Here is a 15398-nt window from a genome sequence, read left to right as displayed (position 1 = left end):
GTAGAGAAAGCGAAGGCGCCGGCAAAGGCCGGCGCACATCGACATTTTCACCCAGTTGGCGAACAGCCCGCCGAATTCCGTGTCGGAACTGCGGCGCGCACCGTTCAGCGGGCTGAAAAGGGCCCGCAAGATATATGGCAAGGCGAGGCGAAAAGCCAGGCCCCGCCGGCTATTTCATGGTCAGGCTCAGCTCGGCGCCGGGCTTCCAGTCGTTGCCGCTGGCCGTGGTGCGCACGGCCCCCAGAAACAGGCGCTCGCTCGGCAGCTTCTGCGCCAGCAGGTAGTCGCGCACCACGGCGCCGCGCTCGACGGCGAGCTGGCGCATCGATTCCTCGTCGACCGGCACGCTGGCCAGCAGCAGGTTTTCCATTTCCTTCACCGGCAGGTCCTTGGCCAGGCCGACCATGTTGCGCGGCTTGGTGATATCGGAGCGCTTGTAGACGGCCGTGAGCAGCTCCGGGTATTCGGCATCGGTCACCGGCGCCACCTCGGTGCCGGTCTGGCCGCCGCGCACCGCGACACGGCGCTTCTCGGCCTGGGTCAGCTGGCGCAGGCGCTGGCGCTGGTAGGCGTCGCGCTCCTTCTCGAGGCTGGAGGTACCCACCACCGTCATCTGCAGCGTCGGCCGCTCGGTCAGGGCCTTCACGACCTTGTCCAGGCTTTCCTTGGCGCCGCTGCTGAGCGTGGAACTGCCGGGCTCGAAGGTGATGGCGCTCGAGTCGCCGCTGCCGCCACCGCCCAGGCCGCCGGTCAGCAGGCTGAACGGCGCGGTCACGGCCTTGACGATCAGGTTGACCACCGCCTTGAAGATCAGCGGGCCGATGCTGAACTGCGGGTCGTTGAGCGAGCCGCGCAGCGGCAGGTCGACGTCGATCACGCCGTTGCGATCGGCCAGCAGGGTCACGGCCAGGCGCACGGGCAGGCTGTTGGGCGCGCCGGCCACCTCGTCGCCGAACTTCAGCTGGTTGAGCACCAACTTGTTGGTGGCGGTGAGCTGGCCGTCGGGCGCGATCTTGTAGTTGACGTCCATGCTCATCTTGCCGCGCTCGATGCCGTGGCCCGCGTAGCGCACCGAGTACGGCGACAGCGGCGCGAGGTCGAGGTCGCGCATCTTGGCCGTGATGTCGAGTTCGAGCGGCTTGGCCAGCGGATTGAGCTTGCCGGTGATTTCCAGCGCCGCGGTCTGCTGCGCCTTGCCGCGCAACTCGAGGTCGGCCAGCGCCGGCCGGCCGCCCTGCCCGTTCGGCGGGTTCGACGAGAAGGAACTGAGCTTGCCGGTCAGTTCGCTCAGGTCGGCCGAGTAGTTGGGCTTGACGAACAGGTCGGTGAAGTCGATCTTGCCGTTGACCAGGCTCATTGGACCGAAGTTGATGACCGGTGCCGGGCCGCTGTCGGCCGCCGGCGCGGCAGCCACGACGGGTGCGGACGCAGCCGGCGCAGGCTCGGGCGCGCCGCCGACCATGGCTTCGGCCGACACCGGCGCACCGCCCGAAGCCCGCTGCGGCGCCGAGGCGACCGGCGCGCGGGTCGTGGTGGTCGTGCCGCCCGGGCCCTTTTTGGTGCTGGCTTCGGTGGCGGCGGCCGCGGCGGCCTTCGAGGCCTCCTCGCCCTTCTTGGTCAGGCTCAACAGGTTCAGGCGGCCGGTGGGGTCGACGATCACGCGGGCGAAGAAGTCGGTCAGCGTGGTTTCGCGCACGTCCACCGTCGGGGCCGCGTTGGGTGCGAGGCTGACCTGCAGGCCGCGCAGGCTCAGGGTCTTCCAGCTCAGCAGCTGGCTGTTGTTGCGGTCAAAGCCCGGCGACTGGGTCAGCGAGACGCTGTTGGCGCGGAAGTCGTCCAGCGCGGTGTCGCCGGCCAGCTTCAGGCTCATGCCGGCCGGCGCGCTCGCGTAGCGCACCGTGCCGCGGTAGTTCGCGAAGGCGCGGCGGATGTCCACATTGAGCGCGTCGGCGTAGTAGGCCTTGAAGGCATGCGCCGGGAACGACGCCACCTCGAGCCGCCCCTCGGCCGCCAGCGGCTTGAGCACGATGTTGCCCTTGTAGTCGAAGCGCCCCGGGTCCGCGCGGCGGCCGGCGCCGATGCGGCCCGACACCTGCAGCGGCGAGACCGTGTTGGTGTCGGGTGCGATCTTCTGGGCCAGCAGCTTGAAGGCCGTGACCTCGATCGCCACCGGCGCCGAGCCGGCCTTGTCCGCATAGGACAGGCTGCCGTTGTCGACCGCCAGCGTGCCCAGGGTCAGCGCCCAGGGCTTGGTGTTGGCGTTGTTGGGGCGCGCCGCGCCGGCGTCGGCCGGCTTGGGCGCCGCCACCTTGGCGCCGCCAGCCGGGGTCTTGAGCCAGCGCTCGAACATCCAGCGCTTCTCGTTGTCGCGCTCGACGCTCACCTTGGGGTTAGTCGCGGTGAACGACGCGATGTTCAAGGTGTGCCTGGTCATGTCGACCTCGGCGTCGACCAGCTCGAAGCGCCCGACGCTGGCCAGCGCGGTCTTGGCCTGGGTCAGCGCCAGGCCGTCGGCGGCCAGGCGGCGCGCCTTGAACTTCAGGTCGGGCTGGGCCCAGGAGACGTCGATCTGGCCGCTGAGCTTGCCGTCGAGCGTGGGCTCCAGGCTCTGCGCCAGGTACGGCGCGGCCAGCGACAGCGGCAGCGCCTCGACCTCGGTCTGCACGTCGGCGACCTTGTCGGTGGCATTGCCCTTGAACTTCAGCGTGGCGCCCGCGACGGCGGTGCTGCCGTCGAACTGCGCGGGCTTTTCCATGGGCCAAGTGACGGCCGTGAGGTTGATGCCAAGGTCGGTGAGGTCGATGGCTGCAGCGGGCTTGACGGTTTCGTCGCGCCAGCCGACACGGCCGCCATCGAGCGCGATCTTGTCGACCTGCACCTTGAGCTTGGGCTTCTCGGCGACCGGCTTGCCGCCCGGGGCGCTGGCGGCGGGCGCGGGCAGCGGCGCCGCCTTCTCGGCCGCGCCGGTCGCAGGGTCGGTGGCCATCAGATTGAGCTGGCCGGCAGCATCGCGCGCCACCACCAGCTGCGGCTTGGTCAGCGCGACCTCGCTCAGGTGGAACACCGACTCCAGCGGCCGCACGTCGGCCAGCGCCAGCTTGAGCGAGTCGAAGCCCAGCAGGTCGCGCCCGCGCGCGTCGCCCAGCTTGGCGCCGTGGGCCTCGACCGTGCCGGTGATCTTCAGGCCAATGGTGTTGGTCTGCTGGAAATCGATCTTCAGGTCGGCATCGAGGCTGCCGGCCTGCAGCTTCACCGGCAGGCCGCCGGGGATGTAGCCCAGGTAGGGCACGAGGTCCAGCCCCTTGAACTGCACGTGGGCGTCGGTCTTGCGGCTTTGCGCGAACGGGGTCGTGAAGGCGGCGGAGTCGAACTGGCTGCCATTGAGCGCGAAGGCCAGCTTGGGCTCGGTCGTGATCTCGCGCTTGGAGGCGAGGTTGCTCAGGAACGGCACGTTCAGCATGAAGCCGCGCAGCTCGTGCCGGCGCTTGACGGTCTGGTCGTCGAAGTCGACCGCGCCGTCCTTGATCGAGATGTTGTAGATCGCGAAGCGCGCGGGCTCGGCCTTCGGATCGGGCGGCGGGCCCGAGGCCAGCTTGGCCAGGATGTCGTCGATGTCGTACTTGCCGTCGGCCAGGTGCGTGAGCAGCACCGCGGGCGCCTCGACCGTCACCGCGTCGATCACCGGCGCAAGGCGGAACAGCGATTGCAGTTCGGCGTCGGCATAGATGCGCTTGATGGCCGCCTGCGGCTGCTTGCCGTCGGCGGTGGCGATGCGCAGGTCATTCAGTGCGAGCTCGAGCGTCCAGGGCTTGAAGTCGATCTTGCCGACGGTGACCTGCCGGCCCAGCTTTTCGCTCGCGATCTTCTGGAGCTGGCTCTTGGCGATCGGCGGCACCGCCAGCCACGCGATGGCCCACAGGGCCAACACCACCAGCAACGCGACGACCCCACGCCGCACCCATTTGTTCTGTTTGATCGAAGCAGCATCCATCCGCAGAAGTGTGCCGCAAACAGATGCCAACAAAGTCTGCGGAAACGTGAATGCGTTCCCTTTTGGCGAGGCGTTGTGATGCCCACGCGCCCCTCGACAGGATCGGTAGGCCGAAAGTGTGAGCCCCACAAACAAGAAAGCCCGGTGAGTCGACGAAGTGTCTTGTCACCGGGCTTGATGGCGGGCTCAAAACCCATGCCATCGATTCGCGCGACCGGAAGTAATGGTTCCCGCCGTGCTGGCAGCAAGAGATTGCCGCCGTGGAGTCCTCCATCGTTCGAGTCCTTGACTTGCACCTCGGACTGCCTGACTTCGGAAAAACGCCTGAAACCTCAGGCCCGTCCAGATTAGGCGTCTCACCCTTCCTTTGCAAATCCCTTTTTCCAAGGGATTTCCCGTAGGCCCGTTCCCCTTGGCAGCCCCTCGGACGGGGGGATTCTTCAAGCACTTATTAACATATGAAGCCAAATCCTTATGCTTGACCGTGTATTTAGCCACGATAGAATCCCGCCTGCCCTTGCTGCCGGACGCAGCAGGGCCTCCCTGAATCCGCTGCCGAATTCCACCGGCGTGATCAGGCCGCCGCGCTCCCTACCCCACACCCCCTCCATGCGCGGAGCCTGATTCGTACATACCAATCCAAGCGCCGCTGCCTTCATCCACCGCCCTTTCAGGCGCTGCATGCCAGGTGCCGCACAGAAAGGAAAAAAGCGATGAGCAAGGCGTTTGATGCCACAGCCCGCGGGCTACGGACCTTCGTGTCCGATGTGGCAGACGGCTTTTTTGAAATCACCCACAACGGGTTTGCGTTGGTCGGCCTGGCCATCGTGTTCGCGGCCCTCGCCCTCGTGGCGCGCCCCGACCTGCGCAAGACCGGCGAGGAACAACTGATGGGCTGGCTGCAGTCGCGCAAGCCCGCGCCCGAACCCACCGACCTGGAGCCGACCGCCATCGAGCGCACCACGGCCGCGAGCCCCGACGAGCTGCCCAAGCAGCAGGCGGCGGTGGCCTACTGGCTCAGCAAGAAGTACCGCGTCGCGGCCGAACCGCTGAGCGTGCTGGTCTCCGAGGCCTACCAGATCGGCAAGCGCACCAAGCTCGACCCCACGCTGATCCTGGCCATCATGGCCATCGAGTCCAGCTTCAATCCGTTCGCGCAAAGCCACGTCGGTGCCCAGGGCCTGATGCAGGTCATGACGCGCGTGCACGGCGACAAGTACGAAAGCGCGGGCGGCACGCTCACCGCCTTCGACCCCGTGACCAACATGCGCGTCGGCGTGAAGGTGCTGCAGGAATGCATCGCCCGCGCCGGCTCGCTCGAAGGCGGCCTGCGCTACTACGTGGGCGCCGCCAACCTCGACGACGACGGCGGCTATGCCGCCAAGGTGCTGGCCGAGCACGAGCGCCTGCGCCAGGTTGCCGCCGGCCGCGCGCCGTCGACGATGGTCGTGCCGCCGCCGACCACGGCGCGCGCACAGCCGATCCCGGTCGTGGCACCGGCCAAGCCCGTGGGTGAAGAGCCTGCCACCGGCAGCGAGCCGGCCAAGGTCGCCCTGCTCTCCGCAGTTTCCTGAGGCCTTGCCGGCCCTCCCGGCCCGGATGCGTGCAGGCCTGCGCTACACTCGGCCTGTACGCGACTGGCGATAGGCGCAGCACCCTGAAAAAGGTGCCACGCGCTGACGTGGAATACCACTGGGAAGCGTGCCGCCTGACCACAACAGGCGTTCAGCCGTTCGCCTGGGCAGCCCTTGTTTGGTTGAACAAGGACCTCGTCTTCAAAGGACTGCCATGTACCAACGCAATATCCTGGTCGAACAGACCGATCCCGAAATCTGGGCTGCGATTCAAGCCGAAAACGCGCGCCAGGAACACCACATCGAGCTGATCGCCAGCGAGAACTATGCCTCGCCGGCCGTCATGGCCGCCCAGGGCTCGCAGCTCACTAATAAGTACGCCGAAGGCTACCCAGGCAAGCGCTATTACGGCGGCTGCGAGCACGTCGACGTGGCCGAGCAACTGGCCATCGACCGCGTCAAGCAGATCTTCGGCGCCGACGCCGCCAACGTGCAGCCGCATTGCGGCGCCTCGGCCAACGAAGCCGTGATGCTCGCCTTCCTGAAGCCCGGCGACACCATCATGGGCATGAGCCTGGCCGAAGGCGGCCACCTGACCCACGGCATGCCTCTCAACATGAGCGGCAAGTGGTTCAACGTGGTGAGCTACGGCCTGGACGCCAACGAAGCCATCGATTACGACGCGATGGAACGCAAGGCGCATGAGCACATGCCCAAGCTGATCATCGCGGGCGCCTCGGCCTACTCGCTGCACATCGACTTCGAGCGTTTCGCCAAGGTCGCCAAGGACGTCGGCGCGATCTTCATGGTCGACATCGCCCACTACGCCGGCCTCGTGGCCGCGGGCGTGTACCCCAACCCGGTGCCGCACGCCGACATCGTCACCTCGACCACGCACAAGAGCCTGCGCGGCCCGCGCGGCGGCATCATCCTGATGAAATCGCAGCACGAGAAGGCGATCAACAGCGCCATCTTCCCCGGCCTGCAAGGCGGCCCGCTGATGCACGTGATCGCCGCCAAGGCCGTCGCGTTCAAGGAAGCCCTGACGCCCGAGTTCAAGGCCTACCAGCAACAGGTGGTCAAGAACGCCCAGATCGTGGCCGACACCCTCACCGCGCGCGGCCTGCGCATCGTGAGCGGACGCACCGAAAGCCACGTCATGCTGGTCGACCTGCGTTCCAAGGGCATCACCGGCAAGGAAGCCGAAGCCGTGCTGGGCGCCGCCCACATGACGATCAACAAGAACGCGATCCCCAACGACCCGGAAAAGCCGATGGTCACCAGCGGCGTGCGCATCGGCACCCCCGCCATGACCACGCGCGGCTTCAAGGACGAAGAGGCCCGCATCACGGCGAACCTGGTGGCCGACGTGCTCGAGAACCCGCGCGACGCGGCGAACATCGACGCGGTGCGCGCCAAGGTCCACGCCTTGACGAGCCGCTTCCCTGTCTACCGTTGATTTCGTAAATAGAAGAAGAGAAGCACTGGCCGCATGAAATGCCCTTTTTGCGGTCATCTCGAAACGCAGGTCGTCGAGACCCGCGTTTCGGAAGACGCCGACTTCGTCCGCAGGCGCCGCCAGTGCAGCGCCTGCGACAAACGCTTCACCACGTATGAGCGCCCCGACGTCAACTTCCCCGTCGTGGTCAAGAAGGACGGCAGCCGCGCCGACTTCGACTCGACCAAGGTGCGCGCCTCGATGATGCTGGCGCTGCGCAAGCGCCCCGTGAGCATCGAGCAGATCGACAACGCCCTGCTGCGCATCGAACAGAAGCTCCTGGCCAGCGGCCTGCGCGAAATCGATTCGACGAAAGTCGGCGAACTCGTGATGCGCGAACTCAAGAAACTCGACAAGGTCGCCTACGTGCGCTTTGCCTCGGTGTACCGCAGCTTCGAGGACGTGGACGAGTTCCGCCAGCTGCTGCGCGACATCTGACCCCCGAGAAGGCGTGAACGAACCCGCCATGTCCTCTTCCCGACACGACGCCTCCCACATCGCGACCGCCCTGCGGCTGGCCGCCTCCGCGATCCGCCTGACCGACCCGAACCCGCGCGTCGGCTGCGTGCTGTGCGACGCCGACAGCCGCGTGATCGGCCAGGGCCACACGCAACAAGCCGGCGGTCCGCACGCCGAGGTGATGGCGCTGCGCGACGCGCAAGCCCAAGGCCATTCGACTGCGGGCGCCACCGCCTACGTCACGCTCGAACCCTGCTCGCACCACGGCCGCACCGGCCCCTGCTGCGACGCACTGATCGCCGCCGGCGTGCGCCGCGTCGTGGCCTCGCTCGCCGACCCGAACCCGCTCGTGGCGGGACAAGGCTTTGCGCGGCTGCGCGCGGCAGGCGTCGAGGTCGAAGTCGGACCGGGCGCCGACGAATCCCGCGAACTCAACATTGGCTTCTTCAGCCGCATGGTCCGCAAGCAGCCTTGGGTTCGAATGAAGATCGCCGCCTCGATCGACGGCCGCACCGGCCTGCACAACGGCGTGAGCCAGTGGATCACCGGCGAAGCCGCGCGCGCCGACGGCCACGCTTGGCGGGCCCGCACCGGCGCCGTGCTGACCGGCGTCGGCACGCTGCTCGAAGACAACCCGCGCCTGGACGTGCGCCTGGTCGACACGCCGCGCCAGCCCCACCTCGTGGTCGTCGACAGCCACCTCCAGACTTCGCCCGACGCTCACATTTTCATAGCTGGCCGCGCCGTCTGGATCTACGCCGCGAGCCGGCACAACGAAGAAAAGGCGGCCGCACTCGAAGCTCGCGGCGCCACCATCACCTGCCTACCCAACCTGCACGGCAAGGTCGACCTGCCCGCGATGCTCCAGGACCTCGCGGCGCGCGGCGTCAACGAGTTGCATGTCGAATCGGGCCACAAGCTCAACGGTTCGCTGCTGCGCGAAGGCTGCGTGGACGAGCTGCTGGTGTACCTGGCGCCCAAGCTGATCGGCAGCGGGCTCGACATCGCCAGCCACCTGCACGCCGAGGGCCCGCTCACCTCGCTGGCGGGTGCGCTGCCGCTCGAATTCAAGTCGGTGGACATGCTGGGGCCCGACCTGCGCATCGTCGCGCGCGTCGCCGGCCGCGACCGCTTCTGAGCCGCCGCGCACGCGGCGCGGCACATTCGCAGCCGCAAACCGGCCCTTCGGGCCGAAGACCCCTCGATGTCTGCGAAAATGTGGAAATGTTCACCGGAATCATCACCGGCGTGGGGCGCATCGCCGCCATCCACGACCTCGGCACCTCCTCCTCCTACGGCAAGCGACTCAGCATCGAGGTGCCCGACGGCTACCTCGACGACGTCGGGCTCGGCGACAGCATCGCGCTCAACGGCGCCTGCATGACGGTCACCACGCTCGCACCTGAACGCGGGCAATTCACCATCGACATTTCCGCGGAGTCCCTCGACAAGACGGCCGGCCTGACCGACGAAGGCAGCCGCATCAACCTCGAGAAGGCCCTGCGCGCGAGCGACCGCCTCGGCGGCCACATCGTCTCGGGCCACGTGGACGGCATCGGCCACGTGAGCTTCTTCGCGCCGGTCGGCGAAAGCTGGGAGCTGCGCGTGGTCGCACCGCCCGCGCTGGCGCGCTTCCTGGCCTACAAGGGCTCGATCACCATCAACGGCGTGAGCCTCACGGTCAACAGCGTGAGCGACATCGCCGATGGCGCCGAAGTCAGCATCAACCTGATCCCGCACACCGTGGAAAACACCTCCCTCGGCGGCCTGAAGGCCGGCTCGAAGGTCAACCTCGAAATCGACACCGTGGCGCGCTACGTGGAGCGCATGCTTCAGGCCGGCATGCTCACCCCCTCTCTGACGTCTTCCACGTCTCCCAAGGACACTTCGAAATGAACGCCTCCGTCACGCCGATCGGCGCCCCGCGCGCCGACCGTGCACCCGCACCGATCTCCCCGGTCGAAGACATCGTGGCCGAGCTGGCCGCCGGCCGCATGGTCATCCTCGTGGACGAGGAAGACCGCGAGAACGAAGGCGACATCGTCATCGCCGCCGACCACATCACCGCCGAATCCATCAACTTCATGGCCCGCCACGCGCGCGGCCTGATCTGCCTCACGCTCTCGCGCGAGATGTGCGAGCGGCTGCAACTGCCGCCGATGGTCCAGCGCAACGGCGCCAAGCATTCCACCGCCTTCACCGTCTCCATCGAGGCGGCCGAAGGCGTGACCACCGGCATCTCGGCCGCCGACCGCGCCCGCACCGTGCAGGCCGCCGTGGCACGCAACGCCGTGGCCGCCGACCTGGTGCAGCCCGGCCACATCTTCCCGCTGCAGGCGGTGGACGGCGGCGTGCTCATGCGCGCCGGCCACACCGAAGCCGGCTGCGACCTCGCCGCCATGGCCGGCTGCTCGCCCGCCTCGGTGATCTGCGAAGTGATGAACGAAGACGGCACGATGGCCCGCCTGCCCGACCTGCAGATCTTCGCGGCCGAGCACGGCCTCAAGATCGGCACGATTGCCGCGCTCATCGAGCACCGCAGCCGCGTCGAATCGCTGGTCGAAAAAGTCGGCTGCCGCGAGATCCAGACCAACTGGGGCACCTTCACCGCCCACGCCTTCATCGACAAGCCCAGCCGTGGCGTGCACCTGGCGCTGGTGCGCGGCCAGTGGGCGCCTGAAGACACGGTGTCGGTGCGCGTGCACGAGCCGCTGTCGGTGCTCGACGCGCTCGAAGTCAACCGCCCGATGCACTCCTGGAGCCTGGACGCCAGCCTCTCGCACATCGCGAACGAAGGCAAGGGCGTGGCCGTGCTGCTGAACTGCGGCGAAACCGCGGCCGAGCTGCTCGCGCAGTTCGACGGCACCGCGCGCCCCGCGCAAGCGCCCGAGCGCGGCCGCATGGACCTGCGCAACTACGGCATCGGCGCGCAGATCCTGCGCGAATGCGGCGTGCACAAGATGAACCTGCTCGGCGCGCCGCGTCGCATGCCGAGCATGGCCGCCGGCTTCGGCCTCGAAATCGCCGGTTACCTCACGAAAGACTGAACGACCATGCAAGGTTCCAACAAGGGCGAGATCACCCTCAACGGCAAAGGCCTGCGCATCGGCATCGTGCAGGCGCGCTTCAATGCCGACATCACCGACGCACTGGCCGCGGCCTGCCTGTCGGAGCTCGAGGCGCTCGGCGTGGCCGTGTCCGACATCCACCATGTGCAGGTGCCCGGCGCGCTCGAAGTGCCCGTGGCGCTGCAGGCGCTCGCCGAGCGCGGCGGCTACCACGCGCTCGTGGCGCTGGGCTGCATCATCCGCGGCGAGACCTACCACTTCGAACTGGTGGCCAACGAATCGGGCGCGAGCGTGAGCCGCGTCGCGCTCGACTACCGCCTGCCCATCGCCAACGCGATCCTCACGACCGAAAACCTCGAACAGGCCGTCGCCCGCCAGACCGACAAGGGCCGCGACGCAGCCCAGGTGGCGGTCGAGATGGCACAACTGCTGGCCACCCTTTCATGACCGAAGACACCTCCAAGTCCGCCAAGCCCCGCCAGTCGCGCACCGGCCTCACCAGCACGGGCGCACGCAAGGCCGCGGCCAAGTCGAACCGCAGCCGCGCGCGCGAGTTCGCGCTGCAGGCGCTCTACCAGCACCTGGTGGGCCGCAACGACCCGACCGACATCGACCACTTCACGCGCGACCTCGCGGGCTTCCACAAGGCCGACGCTGCGCACTACGACGCGCTGCTGCACGGCTCGATCAACGGCGCCGAGCAGCTCGACGCGCTGATCCTGCCGCTGCTGGACCGCAAGTTCGCAGAGATCTCGCCTATCGAGCACGCCGTGATGTGGATCGGCGTGTACGAGTTCCAGAACTGCCCTGACGTGCCCTGGCGCGTGGTGCTCAACGAGTGCATCGAGCTTGCCAAGGAATTCGGCGGCACCGACGGCCACAAGTACGTGAACGCCGTGCTCAACGGCCTGGCGCCGCAGCTGCGTCCGCTCGAAGTGGAAGCCGACCGGGCCACCGGCAAGGCGCGCCCATGAGGATCTCGACGCGCGCGCAGCGCATCGAACCGTTCTATGTGATGGAGGTGGCGAAAGCCGCGGGCGTGCTGGCCCGTGAAGTGGCCCACACCGACCGTCCGATGATCTTCCTGAACATCGGTGAGCCCGACTTCACCGCCCCGCCCCTGGTGCAGGAAGCCGCCGCCCGCGCCGTGCGCGCCGGCGCCACGCAGTACACGCAGGCCACCGGCCTCGATCACCTGCGCGAGCGCATCAGCGGCTGGTACAAGCAGCGCTTCAATGTCGACGTGCCGGCCCGCCGCATCGTCGTCACGGCCGGCGCCTCGGCCGCGTTGCAGCTGGCCTGCCTCGCGCTGATCGAATCGGGCGACGAGATCCTGATGCCCGACCCGAGCTACCCCTGCAACCGCCACTTCGTGAGCGCTGCGGACGGCAAGGCCGTGCTGGTGCCGACCACGGCCGAGGAGCGCTTCCAGCTCACCGCCGCCAAGGTCGAGGCCGCCTGGACCGACAAGACCCGCGGCGTGCTGCTGGCCTCGCCCTCGAACCCGACCGGCACCTCGATCGCGCCCGACGAGCTGCGCCGCATCCACGAGGTGGTGTCGCAGCGTGGCGGCATCACGCTGATCGACGAGATCTACCTGGGCCTGTCGTACGACGATGCCTTCGGGCAGACGGCGCTGGCCATCGACGACAACGTCATCAGCATCAACAGCTTCAGCAAGTACTTCAACATGACCGGCTGGCGCCTGGGCTGGCTGGTGGTTCCCGAAGTGCTGGTGCCGGTGGTCGAGCGCCTGGCGCAGAACCTCTTCATCTGCGCGAGCACCGTGTCGCAGTACGCCGCGCTGGCCTGCTTCGAGGCCGAGAGCATCGCCGAGTACGAACGCCGCCGCGCCGAGTTCAAGGCACGCCGCGACTGGTTCATTCCGCAACTGAACGCGCTGGGCCTGAACGTGCCCGTGGTACCCGACGGCGCCTTCTACGCCTGGGCCGACTGCACGAGCGTGGCCGACAAGCTCGGCATCTCGGGCAGCTGGGACTTCGCCTTCGAGACCATGAAGCGCGCCCACCTGGCCGTGACGCCGGGCCGCGACTTCGGCACGGCAGAGACCGCGAAGTTCGTGCGCTTCTCCACCGCCAGCTCGATGGCGCACCTGCAGGAAGCGGTCGAGCGCCTGCGGGCCATGATCGCCCAATGAGCGTAGCGCCGGGCCGCCCCAAGCAAGCTCGCGCCGCAGTGCGAAGCACGGAGGCATGCAAATGACTTTCGAGTTTCCGATCCGCGTTTACTGGGAAGACACCGATGCGGGTGGCATCGTGTTCTACGCCAACTACCTGAAGTTCATGGAGCGCGGTCGCACCGAGTGGCTGCGCTCCCTGGGCGTCGAGCAGCGCAAGCTCAAGGAAGCCACCGGCGGCCAGTTCGTGGTGAGCGAAACGCAGCTCAAATACCATCGGCCCTCGCGGCTGGACGACGAACTGCTGGTTACAGCCGAGCTGCGGCAACTGGGCACCGCGTCGTTGATAATCGGTCAGCGCGTGCTATCAAAAACAGAGCAAGAACGCACCGGGGCCGCGGCACCGGTCTTGCTGTGCGAAGGCACGATCCGCATTGGCTGGGTGGACGCCGCCACCTTGCGCCCTGCGCGCATTCCGGCCCAAGTTTCGGGAACCCTCGAGCACTCCAGCGGCTCCATGACTCAACCTTTCAAGCCATGAACCAAGATCTCTCCATCATCAATCTCCTGCTCCACGCCAGCTTCGTGGTGCAACTGGTCGTGCTGCTGCTGGTGATCGTGTCGGTCGCCAGCTGGGCCGCCATCATCCGCAAGTACTTCGCCCTCAAGCGCATCCGTGTGCTCAACGACGACTTCGAGCGCGAGTTCTGGTCGGGCACCAGCCTGAACGAGCTGTTCGCCTCGGCGGCACAGAACGCCAAGTTCGCCGGCCCCATGGAGCGCATCTTTGCCTCCGGCATGCGCGAGTACCAGAAGCTGCGCGAGCGCCACGTGACCGACGCGGCCACGCTGCTCGACGGCGCCCGCCGCGCCATGCGCGCGAGCTTCCAGCGCGAACTCGATGCGGCCGAGCAGAACCTGTCGTTCCTGGCCACCGTCGGTTCGGTGTCGCCGTACGTGGGCCTCTTCGGCACGGTCTGGGGGATCATGCATGCCTTCACCGGCCTGGCCGCCCTCACGCAGGTGACGCTGGCCACCGTGGCGCCCGGCATCGCCGAAGCGCTGGTGGCCACGGCCATCGGCCTGTTCGCCGCCATTCCCGCGGTGGTCGGCTACAACCGCTTCGCGCGCGAGATCGACAAGATCGCCATCGCCCTGGAGACCTACATCGAAGAGTTCTCCAACATCCTGCAGCGCAACCTCTCGGCCAACCCCGGCGCCGTGACGCCCGCCGCCTCGGTCACCGCCGCGAACCGCTGAAGAGCGGCGCGCACAAGAGACAAAGGACGCGACGACATGCCCGCCGTTTCATCCCGGGGCCGCGGCCGCCGCACGATCAACGAGATCAACATGGTCCCGTTCATCGACGTGATGCTGGTGCTGCTGATCATCTTCATGGTCACGGCCCCGCTCATCACGCCGAGCGTGATCAACCTGCCGACGGTCGACCGCGCCAACAAGCAGCCCGACAAGCCCATCGAGATCGTCATCAAGAGCGACGACGAAGTGCAGATCAAGAAAGACCCGTCCACCGGCACCGGCGGCGCGTCGATCCCCATGACGCAGATCGGCTCGGCGGCCAAGGCCGCGCAAGGCGGCGATGCCCAGCGCCCCGTGGTCATCAGCGCCGACAAGTCGGTGAAGTACGAAACCGTCGTGAAGGCGATGAACCAGCTCAAGCGCAGCGGCATCGAGCGCGTGGGGCTGTCGGTCACGACCACGGGCGGCAAATAAGGCATGTCGCTCGCCCTGGATCGCCCCGAGTTCGCGCCGCCGCCGCAACGCGGCACGCCCCGCGCGGTTGCGCTCGCCCTCATTGCTCATGCGCTGCTGATCGCCGCCCTCACCTGGGGCGTGCGCTGGCGCAGCGAAGCCGACGATGGCGCGGTCGATGCCGAGCTGTGGTCCACCACGGTGATGCAGGCCGCCCCGCGCCTGTCGGTGCCGGAGCCGCCGGCCCCCGTGCCCGCACCGCCGCCGCCTGCGCCCGCTCCGCCCCCGCCGCCTCCCCCGGCCGTCAAGCCGCCCGAGCCGGCGCCCGCTCCTGCGCCCGACATCGCGCTGGAGCGCGAGAAGAAGCTCAAGGAACAGAAGGCACAGAAGGAGCGCGAGCTCGAGCAGCAGCGCGTGCAGCAGCAAAAGAAGAAGGAGCTCGAGGCCAAGGAGCGCGCCGAGGAAGAGGCCGAGCGCAAGAAAGAGCAGCAGAAGAAACTGGCCGAGCAGAAGAAGCAGCAGGAAACCGAGGCCAAGCAGGCCGAAGCGAAGAAGGCAGAGGCAGCCGCCAAGCAGGCCGCCGCCGACCGCGCTGCGACGCTCAAGCGCATGCAGGGCCTGGCAGGCGCCAGCGGCAGCGACGATGCCAAGGGCAACGCCCAGCGTTCGTCCGGCCCGTCCAGCGGCTATGCCGGCCGCATCGCCGCCGCCGTGCGCCCGAACATCACCTTCCCCGATGCCGACAGCGTGAACGGCAACCCCGAGGCCGAGTTCGAAGTGCGGCTGGCACCCGACGGCACCATCGTCGGCGTCAAGCTCGCCAAGTCCAGCGGCCTGCCGGCCTGGGACGAAGCGGCCGAACGCGGCCTGCGCAAGACCGACAAGCTGCCGCGCGACACGGACGGGCGCATCTTCCCTTCGCTGATCGTCACGCTCAAGCCCAAGCGCTGACACTCGC

General features: G+C 67.8%; 14 protein-coding genes and 1 riboswitch. Of the genes, 13 read left to right on the top strand and 1 reads right to left on the bottom strand.

Features of this window, described 5'->3' with window-relative positions:
• Nucleotides 1-169: 169 nt before the first annotated feature.
• Nucleotides 170-3991, bottom strand: a complete 3822-nt coding sequence (locus tag AC1RAA_RS02670; protein ID WP_492726333.1) for a DUF748 domain-containing protein — start codon at nt 3989-3991, stop codon at nt 170-172.
• Nucleotides 3992-4704: 713 nt separating this feature from the next.
• Here AC1RAA_RS02670 and AC1RAA_RS02665 point away from each other — a divergent pair.
• From AC1RAA_RS02665 to tolA, 13 genes are all read left to right on the top strand, one after another.
• Nucleotides 4705-5565, top strand: a complete 861-nt coding sequence (locus AC1RAA_RS02665; protein ID WP_492685489.1) for a lytic transglycosylase domain-containing protein — start codon at nt 4705-4707, stop codon at nt 5563-5565.
• 49 nt (nt 5566-5614) lie between these two features.
• Nucleotides 5615-5741, top strand: a riboswitch (ZMP/ZTP riboswitch).
• A 38-nt stretch (nt 5742-5779) separates the two neighbouring features.
• A complete protein-coding gene (gene glyA / locus AC1RAA_RS02660) occupies nt 5780-7024 on the top strand; it encodes a serine hydroxymethyltransferase (protein ID WP_139705484.1) in 1245 nt (414 codons plus the stop codon).
• Between the two features lie 33 nt (nt 7025-7057).
• On the top strand, nt 7058-7501 hold the full coding sequence (nrdR, locus tag AC1RAA_RS02655; RefSeq protein WP_007836918.1) for a transcriptional regulator NrdR: 444 nt from the start codon (nt 7058-7060) through the stop codon (nt 7499-7501).
• Nucleotides 7502-7529: 28 nt separating this feature from the next.
• Entirely contained in the window at nt 7530-8660 is a 1131-nt protein-coding gene (ribD, locus tag AC1RAA_RS02650) for a bifunctional diaminohydroxyphosphoribosylaminopyrimidine deaminase/5-amino-6-(5-phosphoribosylamino)uracil reductase RibD (RefSeq protein WP_492726332.1), read from the top strand.
• An 86-nt stretch (nt 8661-8746) separates the two neighbouring features.
• Nucleotides 8747-9418: a riboflavin synthase gene (locus AC1RAA_RS02645; RefSeq protein WP_492685487.1), complete on the top strand. Its 672-nt coding sequence runs from the start codon at nt 8747-8749 to the stop codon at nt 9416-9418.
• Nucleotides 9415-10569 (top strand): bifunctional 3,4-dihydroxy-2-butanone-4-phosphate synthase/GTP cyclohydrolase II, encoded by a 1155-nt coding sequence (ribBA, locus tag AC1RAA_RS02640; RefSeq protein ID WP_492726330.1) that lies wholly within the window; start codon nt 9415-9417, stop codon nt 10567-10569. The genes AC1RAA_RS02645 and ribBA overlap by 4 nt, the downstream gene beginning before the upstream one ends.
• A gap of 6 nt (nt 10570-10575) precedes the next feature.
• The gene (gene ribH, locus AC1RAA_RS02635) at nt 10576-11037 is read left to right on the top strand and encodes a 6,7-dimethyl-8-ribityllumazine synthase (protein WP_492726328.1); all 462 of its coding nucleotides are present in this window, start codon (nt 10576-10578) and stop codon (nt 11035-11037) included.
• A complete protein-coding gene (gene nusB, locus AC1RAA_RS02630; RefSeq protein ID WP_062481565.1) occupies nt 11034-11564 on the top strand; it encodes a transcription antitermination factor NusB in 531 nt (176 codons plus the stop codon). The genes ribH and nusB overlap by 4 nt, the downstream gene beginning before the upstream one ends.
• Nucleotides 11561-12748: a pyridoxal phosphate-dependent aminotransferase gene (locus AC1RAA_RS02625; protein WP_307693838.1), complete on the top strand. Its 1188-nt coding sequence runs from the start codon at nt 11561-11563 to the stop codon at nt 12746-12748. Before nusB ends, AC1RAA_RS02625 begins: the two co-directional genes overlap by 4 nt.
• 61 nt (nt 12749-12809) lie before the next feature.
• On the top strand, nt 12810-13268 hold the full coding sequence (gene ybgC, locus AC1RAA_RS02620; RefSeq protein ID WP_062481580.1) for a tol-pal system-associated acyl-CoA thioesterase: 459 nt from the start codon (nt 12810-12812) through the stop codon (nt 13266-13268).
• The gene (tolQ, locus tag AC1RAA_RS02615) at nt 13265-13987 is read left to right on the top strand and encodes a protein TolQ (protein ID WP_070060387.1); all 723 of its coding nucleotides are present in this window, start codon (nt 13265-13267) and stop codon (nt 13985-13987) included. Before ybgC ends, tolQ begins: the two co-directional genes overlap by 4 nt.
• 36 nt (nt 13988-14023) lie before the next feature.
• On the top strand, nt 14024-14461 hold the full coding sequence (locus AC1RAA_RS02610; protein WP_070060386.1) for an ExbD/TolR family protein: 438 nt from the start codon (nt 14024-14026) through the stop codon (nt 14459-14461).
• 3 nt (nt 14462-14464) lie between these two features.
• Nucleotides 14465-15391, top strand: coding sequence for a cell envelope integrity protein TolA (tolA, locus tag AC1RAA_RS02605; protein WP_139705471.1), 927 nt, complete (start codon nt 14465-14467; stop codon nt 15389-15391).
• The last annotated feature ends 7 nt before the right edge of the window (nt 15392-15398 follow it).

It is taken from the genome of Variovorax sp. GW823-FHT04F07, from assembly GCF_058795995.1.
This window is presented reverse-complemented; position numbering and strand designations above follow the sequence as displayed.